At 35.6% G+C, this 14,496-nt stretch carries 15 protein-coding genes; 2 read left to right on the forward strand and 13 right to left on the reverse strand.

All coding sequences use genetic code 11. The features are described 5' to 3' along the window. Positions 1–12: 12 nt before the first annotated feature. From CHB58_RS02275 to CHB58_RS02305, 7 genes are all read right to left on the reverse strand, one after another. Positions 13–633 (reverse strand): hypothetical protein, encoded by a 621-nt coding sequence (locus CHB58_RS02275; protein ID WP_143340991.1) that lies wholly within the window; start codon positions 631–633, stop codon positions 13–15. 76 nt (positions 634–709) lie between these two features. Beyond that, a complete protein-coding gene (locus CHB58_RS02280) occupies positions 710–1,225 on the reverse strand; it encodes a thermonuclease family protein (RefSeq protein WP_089322486.1) in 516 nt (171 codons plus the stop codon). 8 nt (positions 1,226–1,233) lie between these two features. After that, positions 1,234–1,653 (reverse strand): hypothetical protein, encoded by a 420-nt coding sequence (locus CHB58_RS02285; protein WP_089322487.1) that lies wholly within the window; start codon positions 1,651–1,653, stop codon positions 1,234–1,236. 40 nt (positions 1,654–1,693) lie between these two features. Then, entirely contained in the window at positions 1,694–1,924 is a 231-nt protein-coding gene (locus CHB58_RS02290; protein ID WP_089322488.1) for a hypothetical protein, read from the reverse strand. A gap of 3 nt (positions 1,925–1,927) precedes the next feature. Continuing rightward, positions 1,928–3,316 carry an ApeA N-terminal domain 1-containing protein gene (locus CHB58_RS02295; protein ID WP_089322489.1) on the reverse strand — a complete coding sequence of 463 codons (1,389 nt, stop codon included), beginning with the start codon at positions 3,314–3,316 and terminating at the stop codon, positions 1,928–1,930. A gap of 282 nt (positions 3,317–3,598) precedes the next feature. Continuing rightward, positions 3,599–3,784, reverse strand: a complete 186-nt coding sequence (locus tag CHB58_RS02300) for a hypothetical protein (protein ID WP_089322490.1) — start codon at positions 3,782–3,784, stop codon at positions 3,599–3,601. A 308-nt stretch (positions 3,785–4,092) separates the two neighbouring features. Further along, positions 4,093–4,434, reverse strand: coding sequence for a dUTP diphosphatase (locus CHB58_RS02305; RefSeq protein ID WP_089322491.1), 342 nt, complete (start codon positions 4,432–4,434; stop codon positions 4,093–4,095). A gap of 331 nt (positions 4,435–4,765) precedes the next feature. Between CHB58_RS02305 and CHB58_RS02310 the strand changes: the two genes are divergently transcribed. Beyond that, positions 4,766–5,842, forward strand: a complete 1,077-nt coding sequence (locus CHB58_RS02310; protein ID WP_089322492.1) for an IS481 family transposase — start codon at positions 4,766–4,768, stop codon at positions 5,840–5,842. Between the two features lie 209 nt (positions 5,843–6,051). Here CHB58_RS02310 and CHB58_RS02315 read toward each other — a convergent pair whose 3' ends face one another. From CHB58_RS02315 to CHB58_RS02340, 6 genes are all read right to left on the reverse strand, one after another. After that, positions 6,052–6,318 carry an IS3 family transposase gene (locus CHB58_RS02315; RefSeq protein ID WP_089322493.1) on the reverse strand — a complete coding sequence of 89 codons (267 nt, stop codon included), beginning with the start codon at positions 6,316–6,318 and terminating at the stop codon, positions 6,052–6,054. 459 nt (positions 6,319–6,777) lie between these two features. Then, positions 6,778–7,884: an ABC transporter permease gene (locus tag CHB58_RS02320; protein WP_089322494.1), complete on the reverse strand. Its 1,107-nt coding sequence runs from the start codon at positions 7,882–7,884 to the stop codon at positions 6,778–6,780. Next, a complete protein-coding gene (locus CHB58_RS02325; protein WP_180706400.1) occupies positions 7,881–8,999 on the reverse strand; it encodes an ABC transporter permease in 1,119 nt (372 codons plus the stop codon). The genes CHB58_RS02320 and CHB58_RS02325 overlap by 4 nt, the downstream gene beginning before the upstream one ends. Further along, a complete protein-coding gene (locus tag CHB58_RS02330) occupies positions 8,989–10,830 on the reverse strand; it encodes an ATP-binding cassette domain-containing protein (RefSeq protein ID WP_089322496.1) in 1,842 nt (613 codons plus the stop codon). Before CHB58_RS02330 ends, CHB58_RS02325 begins: the two co-directional genes overlap by 11 nt. Then, on the reverse strand, positions 10,827–11,999 hold the full coding sequence (locus CHB58_RS02335; protein WP_180706401.1) for an HlyD family secretion protein: 1,173 nt from the start codon (positions 11,997–11,999) through the stop codon (positions 10,827–10,829). Before CHB58_RS02335 ends, CHB58_RS02330 begins: the two co-directional genes overlap by 4 nt. Before the next feature lie 106 nt (positions 12,000–12,105). Next, positions 12,106–13,299, reverse strand: a complete 1,194-nt coding sequence (locus CHB58_RS02340) for a cytochrome-c peroxidase (RefSeq protein WP_089322498.1) — start codon at positions 13,297–13,299, stop codon at positions 12,106–12,108. Positions 13,300–13,571: 272 nt separating this feature from the next. On the opposite strand from CHB58_RS02340, the gene CHB58_RS02345 reads away from it, so the two are divergent. Continuing rightward, on the forward strand, positions 13,572–14,486 hold the full coding sequence (locus CHB58_RS02345; protein ID WP_219350059.1) for an ABC transporter ATP-binding protein: 915 nt from the start codon (positions 13,572–13,574) through the stop codon (positions 14,484–14,486). Positions 14,487–14,496 lie beyond the last annotated feature (10 nt).

Here is a 14,496-nt window from a genome sequence, read left to right on the forward strand (position 1 = left end):
AGTAGTAAAAGTTCAATAAGAAGTCTTCTCTATATCTATAAGTTTCTGTTCTGAATCTGAAAAAAGAGAAGCATCCGGATCTTTAAAATCCACCTTTAGCAAGTATGGTTTTTTATACTTTCCATAGAAAAATACAACAAATACTTGTTTAATTTTGGAAGAGCTGGAAAGACCTAATCCTTGTATTTTTGAATACAAGGAAGACGGTTTAGAAGCTTCTGCTTCTACGAATGGAGGCGGTAATATCCAGATATCCTTCTTGTCAATAACAGTACGTTGACTCCAATCTCTTACCTTCTCATAGGAAAATTGAAGCACAGAAGCTGAAGGTAGTATAACAGGATCCGTAAAATTTCCCCCTGATTCTTTAAGAAAATGAATAACGTCTCTTTCTTTTACATTCTCGGCAAGAATTATTGCATGTAAAGCAACATGGTGTTTTGACAGGTTGGTTACTCTTATCTTTCCAGAATCATTTCCTGTCTTTACGACAACTAAGGAAGGTTCATCTTTAGTTTCTTCTCTAAGTAATTTATTTTCATCAATTAGCCTTTTTGTTAAGCAAGCTATGGATATTGTAGCCATTGCAGTAATAAAACCCGAATGCCCATCAAGCCAATCAATAAGTTTCATAAATATTTCACACATATCTTTTGCCCTACATCTACAATTTCCAAGATTTACCTCTCAAACTTATCCTTCTCAGAAACTATTTCCAAAGCCCTTTTTCTTCTTCAATAGCCTTTTTAAAAGCTTTCCTCAATTCTTGCTCATATTCTGGTTCTAAAGGATACCGAGTAAACAGGTAAGCGTAGCCATCTTCCAACATTAACTTATTGATAAACTTTCCATCTGGAGTATAGACATAAGCTAAGATCCGTCCGTATCTATCTCTGTGGTTGTGGTAAGCATTGTTCTGGTCATAAACTAAACAAACCTGTTCGTATCGAGCAAGGAGCTCTTTAAGGTGTCTTTTAGCTTGCTTTCCTAAATAGACGATAGTTTCTACATCTTGATAATTTTTTCTTGCTTGATAGTAAGCTCTTCTATTCTTACGGGATTCTGGAGTATCAATTTCTGAAAGTCTTACAGATGTTTTCTTACCGTGATAGAGGATTTTTATAGTATCTCCATCAATAACATATAAGAGACGATAACAATCCTGAGAAAAGCTACTTGCCGTAGTCAAAAGCAGAAAAAGGAAAAATAAGAATACTTTCTTCATTTACACCTCTATTCCACTCTACATGCCTTATAGTTTCCAGCAACTTTGAGGGTTCCCGTGGCAATTGGTTTAAAGACTATGCAATCCTCTTCCTCTTTTATAGCTTCAAGCTTATTATCCAGATTTAAAATGTCATTGTTTTTGAAATGGAGAATTAAGTATTTTCCCTGTATTTCCCAAGTATAAACTACTGGATATGGTTTTGGCTTTGCTATATGAACAATACTTCCATCGGATTTAAACTCGAAAGTCAACTCTCTACCACTTATGTTCATTAAGTAAACAACAGAATTCCCTTCATTAGTATTCTCAAACTTCCAGGTTCCTACAAATTCCTCACGTGGCATAAAAGGTTTTTCAGCTTCTTTTTGCCCACAAGAAAAAAGAAAAGTGATTACGGCTATGAAAAAGAGGAAAATTTTTGGCATCCTAAATTTCCTCCCTAACCCCATTGATGGTGATATTCTATCACTTTACAGTTTCATCTGAAGATCCTTTGAAGAGCATTTCTGTAATCGGCTTTTTAGCGAAGTTTTTTAAATCTTTTACCTTAACAAAAGTTTCCAATTTTACAACTATATTCCTGTCCTTCATCCCTATTACCACATTTCCCCTAAACCCCTGCTGTTTTAGAGCCACTATGAAGGCAGCGACGGCGTTGATTTCTTCCATGTCTATGATTCCGCTTTTGTCTGTCACTTTCTACCTCGCTAATTGTTGATACTTTAAATTGTTCGTAAATGCTGTATTTAATTCAGAATCAGTGAATCCAATTCCTTTTAAAAGAAGAGCTTCTAAGAAAGTTCCTATCTTTTTGTTCACCCAGTAAAGTTCTAATCCTTTGAAAGCATCTTTTTCTAAATCTGGATTAAAATGAACATAATAATTCCGTGATACATAGACTCTACGTAAAAAGCTATTAACTTTCCTTTTGTTTCCACCAAATAATTGCTTAATGAAGTCGATATTTCTAAGTAATCTATATAGATCTTTGAGCCTTTTAAAAAGTGGAGGTTCGTTAAAATATTTAATACGTGAAATAAATCTTTCAACTTCATCGATTTCTCTTTTATTAAGCTTCTCTTCTTTTATTTTCAATCTAACACTTTTTTTGATTTCTTCCAAAAGTAACTCTATCAGCCACTCCGATAAGCTGTTTTCATTAAAACTTTTTCTATGATAAACCTCTAAAGCTCTTGCTATATTGATGAATTTATCCTCAACTATGGATTTCCTAAATCTATACTCGTAAAACAAATCATAAACAATTTGTAATTTTTCTAATGATTCAAAATATTCCTCAATTTTCTCTCCAAAGCTTTCTTGGAGTATTCTAAAGTTAAAGAGGAGTTCATGCCAAGAAATATCTTTATCATAATCTTCACCGATATTAAAGCTATATAGAACATCAACTACTTCTTCCCTTTCTGTCTTAGCACGTAGAAACTGGGGATAGAAATTCCAACCACTAATAAGAGAAAAGAAAATTTGAAGTTGATAAACGGTTATAAGAAGCTCTTGTAAATCCACTTCCTCATCAAAAGAAAATGACAACCCAGTTACTGATTTTGCCTCAAATTTTTGAGAAAAAGTATAGTTAGATTTCCAAGAGTTCCATAGGGTCAATTTGCCTTTATTGACAGGAAATTCATAACTTTCTGGATCGGGAAACAAGACATTTCTGATTTTTATGGAATTTTCATAGGTTACATTGAGAGCTTTTGGAACGAACCAATTATTAAGTAGATTAAAACTTGTATCAAAACGAGTAAATGTTAAAGAATTTTCATTTAAAAGACCTCCAATAAATCCATAGTTGACAATGTATTCTATACTACTGCCATTCCAAATCGGAATTTTTGTAGAAAAGCATTTATATAGTGTAATATGTTCCCCTGACTCTAAAGTACCATGGATTAATTCAGGTTCTATAAGTTTTTGATGCTCCTTGGTGGAAAGACTTTCTTTAAAGGAAACTAAGACATCAAGCTTAATTCCACTATTCGGAGAGTAAGTAATTATTCCGTCTAAAGAAACTTTATCTTTAAGCTCAGGTATATACCATTTTCCTTTTGCTGTAAATTGTTCCATAATACTTTATCCCCATTTTATTTTTCTCAATTCTACCAAAAGCCAATTTTTATTAATCCTTTTAGCATGCAACCATTCTTTTTGATTCTTAAGTGGTCTTACTCTCAAGTAACATTTGCAGTTACTAAGGCACTTTGTAGTTTCATCTCTTGGTACACAGGGAAGAGTCCACTTGGTATAAGGAGAATGCCTTTGAAGGGAAAGGCAACTTTCGCAATATTCCGCTTTTGTCATTACCCAGTCTATTACGTATTGAGCAGGAAGAGCTTCAATCTTTCCAGCCTAATAGACAAAATCAAGAGTGTTAACGTACATCTCCCAGCGTTTTCTGTAATCCATCTTGCCAGACTTCTTTTCAAGGTCTCTTAGGAAACCATTTAGATACTTGTATTCATGCTTTCTTGCTCCATCCAACCAGCTAATACCAACGGTTTCTTTTTTGACAAATGGTACCCCAAAGGATTCCATTCCAAGGTCATAAGCTTTGTGGTACGTTTCTTTAAAGAGCTTCTTTATCCTGAACCTTAACTGTCCTATGTTGATTTTGCTGTTTAGAAAATCTTATATTAACTGCCAGCCTTCTTCTTTGAACTTTTCCTTAAGCCTCTTGTATTTTTTAAAAGCCCTGTCTGTAACTCTCTTTTTCTCCTTGTAGTACTCATTTCCAAGAGCAGAGAACTAGAGAGAGCTTTCAGCATCCCTTTCTGGTTTCCTTGCTTTTCTCGTTCCAATGGTTTTACCTTCAACGATAGCTACGGGAAGAGGAAAGTCTTCTTTCATCTCACCCCCGTACCTCCAAAACCTCTCCTTCCTCTTGCCGATGAAAAAAATTCCTCAAATCTGTCAAAAATTTCTTTGTTGGCTCCGATGTAGATAGGGCATTCCTTGCTGAATACTGCCTGACAAATGTGGTCTCCATGATGGATTTCAAACTTTTCAAGAGAAAGATTTATAAGAAGTGCTTTAACAGTGTCTCGATAATCGTTATCTACAAATCCAGGGCTGTTAAGGACTGTGATGCCATTTTTCCAAGCTATTCCGCTTCTTGGTCTTATATCCATAAAGCAATTTGTTGGCATATAGACTTTAAAGCCGAGGGGAATTAAAGCTCTTTCCATGGAGAATATGAAGTCTCTTTTGCTTTCTTTGGAAGAATATTCCTCATTGTCTCTGTCTCTAAAAAGAATTCCCTCACTCAGATCTGCTTTACAATCAAGTCCGTTGGAGTTGTATTTAACAACCGGTAGGAGCTCTTCACTTTTAGCAACGATTACGATTCCCCATTCCCCTACTGTTCCAGCCTAGTGTCTAAATTCATTTATATTTCCCGGAATTGCTCTAAATTCCATCATAGCCCCCTTCCGTAAGTTTTCTTAAACTGTGTTGAAGTTCAGAAAGAAGGTGGACACCTTAAAATAACCTTTAAATCCCAAAAGGAGGTGTCCACCGATGAAACAATTAAAAAAATTCAAAGGAACATCCATCCATATATCAAGCGCAAATACAGCACTCAAAGAAACCCTGAAAAAAGGAAGAAAAGTAAAAAAGAAGCTTGACCAAATAAAAGACAGAAATGTTAAAAAGAGACTTAAATGGATAGAGTATTACCACAAAACAGGTAACGCCAGAAAAACATGTAGACACTTCGGCATCAGTCCAACAACCTTCTACAAGTGGAAGAAAAGATACGACAACTACGGAATAGAGGGACTCAAGGACAGAAATAAAAGACCCTACAGAACAAGAAAACCTGAAATAGAACCTGAAATAGAACATCTCATCATAACAATAAGAGAAAAATACCCAACCTGGAGCAAAGAAAAAATATCAGCCTTCATGAAAAAATACTTAAACCTGAAAATATCTCCCTCCACAGTTTACAGAGTTCTCAAAAGATACAGACTGATAGAAAGAACACAAAAATTAAAAAGTGTCTTCAAAAAGAGGAAACAGAAAGGAAAAAAGAACCGCACCAGGAGGGGATTGAGAGCAGACAAACCAGGAACAATTCTCATCGACGTCAAATACCTCTACTGGTGCGGTAAAACCTTTTACCAATTTACAGCAATAGACAAATTTACCCGAATAGCGTTTGCCAGGATTTATTCTACAAAAAGTAGTAGAAACGGAAGAAGGTTTTTCAAAGAACTTGAAAAGTTTCTTCCTTTCAAGATAGAGAAAGTCCAGACCGATAATGGAAGTGAATTTTTAGGGGAATTTGATGAATACCTTAAAAAAAGAGAAATAGAACACTATTTTAGTTATCCAAGGTCTCCAAAGACTAATGCACATGTAGAAAGGTTTATTCAGACGACAGAGAGTGAACTATGGATGATAGAGGGAACAGAACCAACAATTGATGAGATGAATAAAAAACTCTTGGAGTATTTAATGGTTTACAACTTCCTAAGACCTCATCAGTATTTAAATTATAAGACTCCAGATGAGAAATTTGAGGATTATATTAGAAGTTATCAGGGTGTCCACCATGTATTGAACTTGAACAAATCCTTGAAGAGAGGTTAGAGGTGTGATAGAATTTACGCAGTTTTATGGACACTCCCGTCTTATAAGCAAGTGCTTGATGTAACCTTTATTTACTGTAATACTCAATCCATTTCTTACTAAGTTATTTAACCTCCTTGGAAGAGCTAATTCATTGCAAATAGAAACATTCATACTTATAAGTCCTTAAAAAGCTTTCAACACAAATGTTGCCTCTGAAATCTTCTCTTCTAAAGTATTGAAAGAACATTCTTTGAATAGGCATCTATTTTAGCACATTCTATCTTCAGCCTATTTACAAGGTTTTCTGTTGATGGTATCTCCTTTGGTAGTATTGAGGTCTTAGGTTCTTGATATACTGCTTTGATTTCCATTTTTCTTATCAATCTCTTTTCTCTCTTTCTGTTTATCTCGTAACCTTTCTTGCTCAAATATGCCGTCATTCTCCTGATTCCATAAGTCGGATCATTTAAGTACTGCTCATTTATTAAAACCATAACCTTTCTGCTGAAATCACTCTCTCTCTTCAGCTTGTATAGCTTCTTCTTAGAACTGATAAAAGTTCACACTACCTCCGTATGCTCACATTCACATCCTTTTCTATCATCTGGAGCCTTTCTTGCTCAGAGTAATCCTAATTTTCTGGATAAGAAATCTTTTCCTATCTTCATCTGTCCTATTTGTTTATACAGTTCATCTATGGTTTTCTGCAATTCTTTTTCTTTATTTCTTTTAGATGAAAACACTGTGTGGAGGTTTTCAAAGAACTATTTGAACGCCAAATCACGAAACTATTTAGGAAATGGTCTTCTTTCCCTTGATAATTTCAATAGCTACCTTAGCTTTGAATTCTGGTGAGTAACTTTTTCTCTTTCCCATTGGACCTCCTCCTTAGCTGAAAATTTTAAGTAAAAATATATGGTACAATTTTTGGGACTCACTTCAAATGAAAAAATTTAAACCTTTTTAGACAGGAAATAACTTCCTGCAGAGAAAACAGCAGAACCAAGAAGCAAAAGTCCTAAAAGGTCATAAAAAACATCTTTTAAAGAAAGTCCTTTAATCAAAATGCCGAAAGCTCCATCTATATAATATTTAAGTGGAGAAAGATAGGAAAGATACTGTAAAACTTTAGGCATCGCTTCTATCGGCGTCCAGGAACCTGAAAGGTATAGAATTGGAACAAGAATCAAAATGGAAAGCTGGGAAACCTGAAGCATATTCTCAGAAATAGCAGCAATAAACATGGAAAGACCTGACACAGCAAAAACAAATATCAGAGTGAAAAAGGAAAATTCAAAAAGATTTCCTTTAACCTGAATACCTAAAACCCCTTTTAAAATAAACAGAATTGAAAAAATGGTGCAAAGAAGAATTACAATAGACATAGAAACAACTTTTGCAAGCATAAACGTGTAGTTATGCACAGGAGAAACCACAAGCATCTCAATGTTTCCCCTCTCCTTTTCTCTTATTATTGCTGAGGATGGAAGTATGAGAAGGAAAAGGGTTACAATCGTTAAAAGTTCGGAAATTCCCATAAAATCCTTACTTGAAGCATTTTGATTAAAGTAAAGTCTTCCTTCAGGTTCTATTAAGCCTACCTCCTTAATCGGAAAATGCTCCATTATGAAGTTATATGTTATCTGTGCAGCATAGGCTGAAAAAAGGTAGCTTGAAACTATCTCAGCACCGTTAATAATCAACCCTATCTCAGCTTTCCCCTTTTTAAAATCTCTCTCAAAATTATCAGGAATGCGGATAACTGCTATTGCCCTATCATCAACAAGGAGTTTCTCAATCTCTTTATCATCAAGAATATATCCTTGAAAGTTAAAATACGGTTTTTGAAACTTATAAACATACTCCCTTGAAACAGAACTCATATCCATATCCTGAACAAAAAACTTTGCATTTTTTAGAGTTAAAGAGATACCTGTAGCGGCAAAATAGATATCAAGAGTAAACGCATAAATTGCGAAAATTAGAAGTCCTTTACTCCTTATAAACTGAATGAGTTCTTTCCATACAAGAACTTTAAAGCGCTCAAAAAAATCTCTCATCTTTCTCTCTTCTTGAAAAGTTTTACATTAAGTCCAAAAAACAGCAGGAAAAACCCAGAAAGTGCAGTAATATACGGGAAAATAACTGTGAATCCCGTATTCTTAAAAAAGCACCCTTTTAAAATCTTCATATAGTAAAAGGTGGGTATCATATACGCCATAAAAAGACCACTTTTATTCATTGCACTTATGGGAGTCATATATCCAGAATAAAGCACCGAAGGAACAATTGTAAGAATGATAGAACCGACAAAAGCTGAAACCTGAGTTCTTAAAAAGGTTGAAAGAAAAAGCCCAAAAGCGGAAGACACAGCTATAAAAATGGAAGAAGCAAGAACAAACAGAAATATGTTTCCTTTAAACGGCACTTTAAATAGATACAGTGTCAAAAGAAAAATTATCAAGAAGTTGATAAAAGAGATACAAAAGGTGTATAAAAGCTTCCCCAAAAGATACTCAAGCGGTGTAATTGATGATGTGTAGATATTATAGATGGAACCTCTTTCCCTCTCTTTTGCAATTAAAAGAGAAGCAACTATCGCAGGAGACATAAAAAGAACAATCGCCATTGTGCCTGCTGCCATAAGGTATTCCTGCTTTAAGCTTTCATTGAACCAGTATCTTGTTTTAAGCTCAACAGGAACAGAAACTTTTCCGAGTTTACCTATCCTCTCAAGATTCAGTTGATTAACAACGGCAACAACATAACTTTTTGCCATCTCTCCCCTGTAGGGAAATGTAGCATCTATCAAAATAAGAATTTTTCTATTTTTACCCCTTTTTATATCTCTTTCAAAGTTTTCAGGAATAACAACGCCAAATCGGGCTTTATCCTTTAAAATCATCTCATCTATTACTTTTTCAGAAGAAACTTCACCAACAAATTTAAAATACTCTTTTGTAGCAGAAAGTCTGTATATAAGCTCCCTGCTCAAAGAGGAGTGATCCCTATCAACAACAACAAAAGGAATCTTGTCAACATCAAGTCTCATCCCGTAGCCGAAAATAAGCATTGTGGAAATGGGAACGATAAAAATAACAAGAGCACCTATCTTATCCTTAAGCATCTCCTTAAACTCTTTAAGAATTATCGTTTTAATCTTTTTAAAATTCATCACTCCCCACTGCATAAACAAAAACATCTTCCATTGTAACATCACCTTTTCTAAAAGAAATAATCTTAACACCAGCCTTCTCAAGAACAGCAGGAGAAAGCTCATCTTTTGAATAAATACGAATTTTCCTCCCGTAAAGAACAGCGTTAAATCCACTTTTTAAAAGTCTATCTACATCAGCAAAAGGATTTTCTGTTTTAATCTCATAAATTCTACCTATCTTCTTAAGAGTCTCATTTTTAAGAAAAGAAGGGGTGCCAAAAGCTATAGCTCTTCCCCTGTTCATAAGCAAAATTCTGTCACAGTATTCTGCCTCATCCATATAGTGAGTTGTTACTATAACCGTAACACCTATCTCTCTTACTAAAAATCTAATTATCTGCCAGAAAGCATCCCTTTCTGCAGGATCAACTCCTGAAGTTGGCTCATCAAGGAAAAGAACGGCAGGGCCGTGGATTACAGCACACATAAGTGCAAGCCGCTGTTTTATACCAAGAGGTAAAGACTCAACTATGTAATCTCTATATTTTTCAAGGTCAACAACCCTTAAAGCTTCCTCTATTCTATCCTTTAAAACATCTCCGTGAACGTTATATATCTTTCCCCATAAAACCATATTTTCATAAACGGTTAAATCGTTATAGAGAGAAAATTTCTGAGACATATAGCCTATCACTCGCTTTATTTTTTCACCTTTAAATCCTGCTATAAAACACTCTCCTGATGTAGGATTGTAAAGTCCTGTCATCATTTTTATAAGAGTGGTTTTTCCTGCACCGTTTGGCCCGAGAAGACCGAATATCTCTCCCCTTTTCACTGTAAAAGAAACACTATCAACAGCTGTAAAATCACCAAACTTTTTCACAACATTTTTTACAACTATTGCATCTTCAGGAATATCCAAATCTATCTTGAAAAAAGGCTCAAGCTTTACCCTTTTAAGTCCCGTTTTAAGAAGAAAAAGGTCCTCAACAGAAGGCTCAACCTTTTTTACAGAAAGAGAGAAGTTTTTAACAGGAGAAATATCATCTGCAACAAATCTTAAAACTTTTCCCTTTAACCTTGGAATCCTAAAGTATTTCCACGCAATCTCATACGCTTTCTCTACATCTTTCCCTTCGGCTTCATAAACATCTATTTTCTCTTCAAGAAGAGCTTCGGGAGAGGATGTTAATATGAGCTTTCCCGATTTCATTATTGAAAGTGTGGTGCTTCTTTCAGCTTCATCAAGATAGGAGGTTGAGATAAGAGCTGTGATTCCTTCCTCTTTAACAAACCTGTAAATAAGCTTCCAAAGCTCCCGCCTTGAAACAGGGTCAACTCCTGTAGTTGGCTCGTCAAGGATTATAAGTTCAGGTGTATGAATCAGGCTGCAACAGATACCAAGCTTTTGCATCATACCACCAGAAAGTTTACCCGCTTCCCTGTCCTTAAACGGCAAAAGTCCCGTTGCTTCAAGCAGAAGCTTTTTCCTTTTTTCCCTTACATCAACAGGAACATCATGTAAATTGGCAAAAAAATCTATATTTTCTTCCACAGATAAAGTGTGGTAAAGATTTAAACCAAGACCTTGAGGCATAAAAGCTATTTTATCTTTTAACTTTTCAACAACTCTATCACTTTTTATATCCTGACCAAAAAGTTCAACTTTTCCATCATCATAGTATAAAACGCCTGCCACAACCTTTAACGTTGAAGATTTACCAGCACCATCAGGACCAACAAAGATATATATCTCCTCTCTGTTAACAGAGAAGGATATACCATCAACTGCTACCACCTTCCCGCGATTATAGGTTTTTCTCAAATTTTCTACAGAAACAACTTTCATTTTGAAAGCTCTATATAACCGTCTGCAGGCATTCCCGGCTTTGAAATTCCGTCAGGATTCTTTTTAAGTTTTAGCTTAACAGCAAAAACCTCTTTTACCCTTTCCTCTTTCGTCTGCACCTCTTTCGGTGTGAACTCTGCTTTCTGAGAGATATAACTTACATAGGCAGGAAATTTTTTATCAGGATAAGCGTCCACAACAATATAAGCTGGCTGCCCTATTCTTATAAGCCCTATTTTTTTCTCCGGAATATACCCTTTAAGATAAACATCATTAAGATTGACCACAGAAACTATTCTAAAACCAGCAGGAACAACCTCACCGGTATTCACATACTTAACGGTAACAACACCATCTATAGGAGATTTAATAACCATATCTTCAAGATTTGCTTTAACTTCTTCAACAACAGCCTCAGCCTGTTTTACTTTTTCAAGAAACGTCTGATACTCTTTCCTTTTAGCTTCAACAATAGCTTTAAAAGACTGTATCTCGTTATTGATAGCATCTATTTCACTTCTTTTAGTTAAAGCTATTTTTATCCCGGCATCTGCTATCTTTACCGCCGTCTCAGCTTTCTTAAGGTTTTCTTTCGCACTTTCAAGGTCAGCTTTTGCCACTTCAAACGCCATCTTTGCTTTATCAAAATCAGCACGGGAAATAATTCTTTTTTCATAAAGGGTTTTAAATCTTTCAAAATCAGCCTTGGTTTTATCAAAAACAGCTTTAGCCTTATCATACGCCTTTCTCGCAAGAGAAACATCATTCTCAGCAAGAGCTTTTCTCTTCTTTGCTATTTTAATCTGTTCATCTATCTCTTTTTCAAGAGCCGTTTTTCTATTTTCAAGAGCTTTTACCCTGGCAACATAAACAGCTATCTCCTTTTCCTTGGCTAACGCCGCAGTTTTTGCTGTTTTCACGCCAGCCTTAGCCTGTTTCAGCTTTGCATCCACATCTTTAGCTTCAAGAACAGCTATAATCTGCCCCTTTTTTACACTATCTCCCTCATCAACATAGACCTTTCTTACTCTTCCGGGGAATTTTGTTCCAACATCTATCTCGTTACCTTCTATTCTTCCACTTACATAGATAGCTTTACTCTCTTTCTCAAAGTACTGGCAGGAAAAAAGGAAAAGAAAGACAGCAAGAATAGAAACAACTTTCTTCATATAACATCTCCCCTGTGAATGAAGATTCATAGTAGAACTTATTTTACCAGAAAAAGAAAAGGGGAGCTGTATGCTCCCCTGACTTTAGAAAAATCAGACTCTTAAATTATCTGCTTGAATCATCAAGAACAGGAAGAACTACAGCTTCCATAGGCACCTGTCCTGTAAGAGAATCAAGGAACTTTCTGATTCTATAGATTTCACTTCTTGTAAGCTTCACATTGAGCATCTTTTTAGCCATTATATCAATTGCTTCTTCAAGTGTTTTTGCAGAACCGTCGTGGAAATAAGGTGCTGTCTGTGAAACCATCCTGAGCTGAGCTGTTCTGAATTTATACATATCCTCTTTTCTTTTAGTAACTTCATACCTTCCTTTGTCGTCGTTAATCTTAAACTTGTGAAACATTCCATCTGAAAGAACAGGACCTCTATGACATGACACACATCCTTTATCAACAAACAGCTTCATACCCTCAATCTGAACCCTTGAAAGAGCTTTTTTATCACCTGAGAGATATCTGTCAAATGGAGAGTTCGGAGTTATAAGCGTCCTCTCGTAAGCTGCTATCGCCTTGGCAACATTATCAAATGTGATAGGATCAACTTCTCCTGGAAACGCTTTTTTAAACATTTCTCTGTATTCAGGAATAGCTTTTAGCTTTTTCACAACCATTTCAGGAGTCGCGTTCATCTCAACGTGAGCTGTAAGAGGCCCCTTAGCCTGCTCCTCAAGTGTAGCAGCCCTTCCGTCCCAGAACTGAACCTTTAAGAAAGCAGCATTGAAAACGGTAGGAGCGTTTCTTGGTCCTTTCTGCCATTTATCACCGATGGAAGTTTTCTGATTATCATCTCCACCTATTGATAGGTTGTGACATGTATTACACGAGATAAGATTGCTCCTTGAAAGTCTCGGGTCAAAATAGAGCATTTTACCAAGCTTAACCTTTGCAACAGTCATAGGATTATCTGCCGGAATTGGCGGAGTTGAAGGTAGAACTTCAAAAAATCTTGTGTATTTATCGGTTTTAGGTGGCATGTGAACACCTTTCATCTTTGGCATTCTACCGTAAAGCTCTTTGGCAGCAAGGCCAAACTGAAGACCTTTTGGCATAACACCAGCATTAACAAGCTCCCTTGCCCTTTTTACAAGGTCTTCTGGTGTTGCAAACTTTTCAAGAATCTGTGTTTTTGAAGGTGCAACTCTTCCGTGACAGTTTGAACATGTTGTTTCCCATACTCCCGCTTTCGCTGACACAGAAATCGCCAGCATCGCAGTTACAGACAATAATAACTTTTTCATCCCTTTCCTCCTTCAAAAGTTTTGGGGGTATTCTTACAGGTTTAAATTATATCTCATCTGATAATCATTTGCAAGTAGTGTCAATTTTCAATCAATCCAATAGAAATTTAACAAAAAACTAACAGAATTACTGGTATCTTTTTCCTGCCAGAACAGGAGAGGAAAACATGACTGAAGCAATGATAACTCTTGAAAACATAAATAAAAGCTTTGATAAAACAAAAGTTCTTAATGATATTAATTTTTCAATCCAAAGGTGAAGCTTTACAGTAATCCTTGGAGCTTCAGGTTCTGGAAAAACCACTCTTTTAAGATTAATTGCAGGACTTGATTATCCCACAAGTGGAAAAATTTTCATAAATGGAAAAGATGTAACACAAGAAGAACCTTCAAAGAGAAATATCTCAATGGTTTTTCAATCTTACGCTCTTTTCCCACACATGAATGTGAGAGAAAACATAGTGTTTGGGCTAAAGGTAAGAAAAGTTAAAAAGGAAGAGATTGAAAAAAGGCTATATACAGTCACAAAAATGTTAAAAATAGATAAACTTCTTGATAGAAAACCTTCACAGCTATCAGGAGGACAGCGACAGAGAGTCGCCCTTGCAAGAGCGATAATATCTGAAAGACCTGTATGCCTGATGGATGAACCACTTTCAAATCTTGATGCCAAACTCAGAAGCGCTATGAGAAAAGAACTTAAATCCCTTCAGCAAAAACTCAACCTTACGGTTATCTATGTTACCCACGATCAGATTGAAGCTATGAGTATGGCAGATGAAATTATCCTTATAAACAACGGAAAGATAGAGCAGCACGCCGAACCAACAACCATATATGAAAACCCAAAAACTACTTATGTAGCAGAGTTTATAGGAACTCCCCCGATGAATATTTTTGATGTGAAAACAATAGAAAGTTTCCCATTCAAAATACCAGAAAATGCTGTAAAAGTAGGAGTCAGACCTGAAGATATCTCCTTTAAAGAAGATGAAATAAAAATAGGGGAAGGAGAGGTCGTATTTTCCGAATACCATGGAAGTGAAATTATCTACTCTGTAAATGTGAAAGGAGATCTAATTAACGCCAAGCTGACAGAAAAAGAATTTTTATCCGGAAAGAAAGTTTCTCTCTACTGTAAGAAGAGTAAACTTCACTTTTTTGACGGGAAAGGAAAAAAACTTTAAAGGGAGGGAA

It is taken from the genome of Desulfurobacterium atlanticum, from assembly GCF_900188395.1.
GTDB lineage: Bacteria > Aquificota > Aquificia > Desulfurobacteriales > Desulfurobacteriaceae > Desulfurobacterium_A > Desulfurobacterium_A atlanticum.

Excerpts from the sequence above, each read along its gene's own strand:
- CHB58_RS02275 (WP_143340991.1), bottom strand. The coding sequence starts at position 633 with ATGAAACTTATTGATTGGCTTGATGGGCATTCGGGTTTTATTACTGCA.
- CHB58_RS02280 (WP_089322486.1), bottom strand. The coding sequence starts at position 1,225 with ATGAAGAAAGTATTCTTATTTTTCCTTTTTCTGCTTTTGACTACGGCA.
- CHB58_RS02285 (WP_089322487.1), bottom strand. The coding sequence starts at position 1,653 with ATGCCAAAAATTTTCCTCTTTTTCATAGCCGTAATCACTTTTCTTTTT.
- CHB58_RS02295 (WP_089322489.1), bottom strand. The coding sequence starts at position 3,316 with ATGGAACAATTTACAGCAAAAGGAAAATGGTATATACCTGAGCTTAAA.
- CHB58_RS02300 (WP_089322490.1), bottom strand. The coding sequence starts at position 3,784 with ATGGAATCCTTTGGGGTACCATTTGTCAAAAAAGAAACCGTTGGTATT.
- CHB58_RS02305 (WP_089322491.1), bottom strand. The coding sequence starts at position 4,434 with ATGGAAAGAGCTTTAATTCCCCTCGGCTTTAAAGTCTATATGCCAACA.
- CHB58_RS02310 (WP_089322492.1), top strand. The coding sequence starts at position 4,766 with ATGAAACAATTAAAAAAATTCAAAGGAACATCCATCCATATATCAAGC.
- CHB58_RS02315 (WP_089322493.1), bottom strand. The coding sequence starts at position 6,318 with ATGGTTTTAATAAATGAGCAGTACTTAAATGATCCGACTTATGGAATC.
- CHB58_RS02320 (WP_089322494.1), bottom strand. The coding sequence starts at position 7,884 with ATGAGAGATTTTTTTGAGCGCTTTAAAGTTCTTGTATGGAAAGAACTC.
- CHB58_RS02325 (WP_180706400.1), bottom strand. The coding sequence starts at position 8,999 with ATGAATTTTAAAAAGATTAAAACGATAATTCTTAAAGAGTTTAAGGAG.
- CHB58_RS02330 (WP_089322496.1), bottom strand. The coding sequence starts at position 10,830 with ATGAAAGTTGTTTCTGTAGAAAATTTGAGAAAAACCTATAATCGCGGG.
- CHB58_RS02335 (WP_180706401.1), bottom strand. The coding sequence starts at position 11,999 with ATGAAGAAAGTTGTTTCTATTCTTGCTGTCTTTCTTTTCCTTTTTTCC.
- CHB58_RS02340 (WP_089322498.1), bottom strand. The coding sequence starts at position 13,299 with ATGAAAAAGTTATTATTGTCTGTAACTGCGATGCTGGCGATTTCTGTG.